At 32.9% G+C, this 2,191-nt stretch carries 2 protein-coding genes and 1 pseudogene; 2 read left to right on the top strand and 1 reads right to left on the bottom strand.

The genetic code is table 11. The annotated features are described in order from the left end of the window. Nucleotides 1-315 precede the first annotated feature (315 nt). Nucleotides 316-1,524, bottom strand: a complete 1,209-nt coding sequence (locus BU804_RS02645; protein WP_226996110.1) for a hypothetical protein — start codon at nucleotides 1,522-1,524, stop codon at nucleotides 316-318. A gap of 238 nt (nucleotides 1,525-1,762) precedes the next feature. Between BU804_RS02645 and BU804_RS14490 the strand changes: the two genes are divergently transcribed. Next, on the top strand, nucleotides 1,763-1,969 hold the full coding sequence (locus tag BU804_RS14490; RefSeq protein WP_075882868.1) for a hypothetical protein: 207 nt from the start codon (nucleotides 1,763-1,765) through the stop codon (nucleotides 1,967-1,969). 26 nt (nucleotides 1,970-1,995) lie between these two features. Further along, nucleotides 1,996-2,191 (top strand): annotated as a pseudogene (locus BU804_RS14485) (hypothetical protein); the annotation flags it as partial.

Here is a 2,191-nt window from a genome sequence, read left to right as displayed (position 1 = left end):
CATTTGAGCAAGAATATCGAACCAATCATCCTAATTGCTCACGATTAGAAGCACTAAAATATGCTGATAACAAAGTGCGCGAAACGATTCAGGAGTTAGCGAACCTTGATATCCCTAATGCGGCTTCTGTTGATGGCTTAGACTATGCCTAAATTGGCTTCATTTTAAGAGGGAAATTTTTCCTCTTATTTTTTAACTCTCACGACACTGATGTTTTATTAATTTTTTTATTTACCCATAAAGTTTTTATTCTCGTCTTTTTAAGCATTTTTAAAAGGATGGAATAATCTCTTCTCTGCAATTTTTAAAAACATTCTAATTTTTATAAGTTAATATGGCATATTTCAAATCTGGAGGTAAATGGTCGATCAAGTTAAAATCGGGACTTACTATATGGAAGCTGCCAGCAATGACAAATAACTTGTTGTTAGGGTACCGATCTAACAGCCGATTAATGGAAGTAATTAGAAATTCGTTACGTTTATCCGTTGATAGACATAATTTCTCCAATAAAATGACAATTTCTTCCATCATTTTTTCTAAGGCATCATGAGGCAACCCAGATCTTTTTTCTTGCTCTATTTTTGTTTTTAGGATAACAACTTTTCTCTCTAATTCTTCAAGCATATTTGAAATTTCATCAAAGGGTAATAAGTCTACCTCAAAACCAAACATGCGTATATTTTTTGAAATTAAGTTGAAATTGTATTCAGAATAAATATGACTAAAATTTTGCGCCTCCTCTTGATACTCTATCCCTTCTAAAAGTAAGACATCATCGTCTTTTCCAAATTGATTGATGATCGCAATCTCTAATTGTTTATAGGCTAAAATATTATGATTTTCACCCATAAGAATAATATCTGCTTCCTCTAATGAAGAAGCATTTTTATAAGCGATATTCCAATAACGGGAAAGCAATGTTGTATCTACTGTAACACCTGTATAGACGACTTCTCCCTCTATTGTTTGTTCGGCTCTTTCATTTCCCGCTAGAGAAAATGCTAAGATCAGAGAATTAATTTTATGAATTAGCGCAGGACCCTCTATGGAAGGATTTTTTCTGTGCTTTTCAACTGGTTGGCTTAAGGGGTTTCCAAAATTTGGTTCCCTATTTAAAGAAGCAGCATCACTTGACAAAGGCCTTATTTTTCTTTTGTCGACTTCTCCCTCTATTGTTTGTTCGGCTCTTTCATTTCCCGTTGGAGAAAATGCTGAGATCAGAGAATTAATTATATGGATTAGCGCAGGACCCTCTATGGAAGGATTTTTTCTGTGCTTTTCAACTGGTTGGCTTAAGGGGTTTCCAAAATTTGGTTCCCTATTTAAAGAAGCAGCATCACTTGATAAAGGCCTTGTTTTTCTTTTATTGATCGCTTGATATAGTAAATAGCCTGCTGCGAAACAACTAAAGACGCCTATGGCAATTGCTATGATCGTTTTCTGCCGTTTAGTTAAAAATAAAAAATGTCCCTCAAAAAAAGAAGAATAATAGCAAGAAAAGTGGTTCGACAAAATTCTCATTTTTATTCCTTTCTATTCTTAAAAATATATCTATCGAATACTATATTCTATCTTTTTTTGATTTATTTTTATTCAAATTATTGCGTGGTTTTTCAAAAAAAAATCATTAAAGAATCATTATAGTTGACAATAGTAATTTTATTTATTAGTGTTCCTAATTGAATATGTTTACTATTTAAATAGTATGCATATTTGATGATAAACAATAAAAGTCATTGATAAGTTAAGGAGAGCAATTATGATTCCTCATACACTAGATCAACAATTAGCTGTACAAAATCCATCAACTGCCATGCAACAAATGAATAATTTCTTGCAAGACTCCAGCCTTCCTTTAGAAGATAGAATGGTAATGCTGAGCCGTGCTTGTGGTGAAGCGTTCCAAATTTTTGGAAGACTCGGAGGAGAATTAGACCGACAAATTACCATCTCACGAACGAAGTAAGACACCTCCAAGGTAATAATGAAAACTTGCAACATCAACTTGAGGCTATAGAAGCTGAACAATACAAAGAGAAGTTAATAAAGGATTATCAAAATTCGGCTGGAATTATTAACAAAATTGTATTGGCAACGGGTCTTACTTTAAGTTTTATTAATCCTATAAATATGCCTGCATCTGTTTTGGCACTTGGAATGTCTCATCTTTATCAAAAATCTGAAGTTT

The organism is Candidatus Protochlamydia sp. W-9 (assembly GCF_001950615.1).
In the GTDB taxonomy this organism is placed as follows: Bacteria; Chlamydiota; Chlamydiia; order Chlamydiales; family Parachlamydiaceae; genus Protochlamydia; species Protochlamydia amoebophila.
Note: the sequence above shows the minus strand (reverse complement) of the source record. Positions and strands in the feature narration are given on the sequence as shown.

Coding starts and splice junctions, on each gene's coding strand:
- BU804_RS14490 (WP_075882868.1), top strand. CDS start 1,763: ATGATTCCTCATACACTAGATCAACAATTAGCTGTACAAAATCCATCA.
- BU804_RS02645 (WP_226996110.1), bottom strand. CDS start 1,524: ATGAGAATTTTGTCGAACCACTTTTCTTGCTATTATTCTTCTTTTTTT.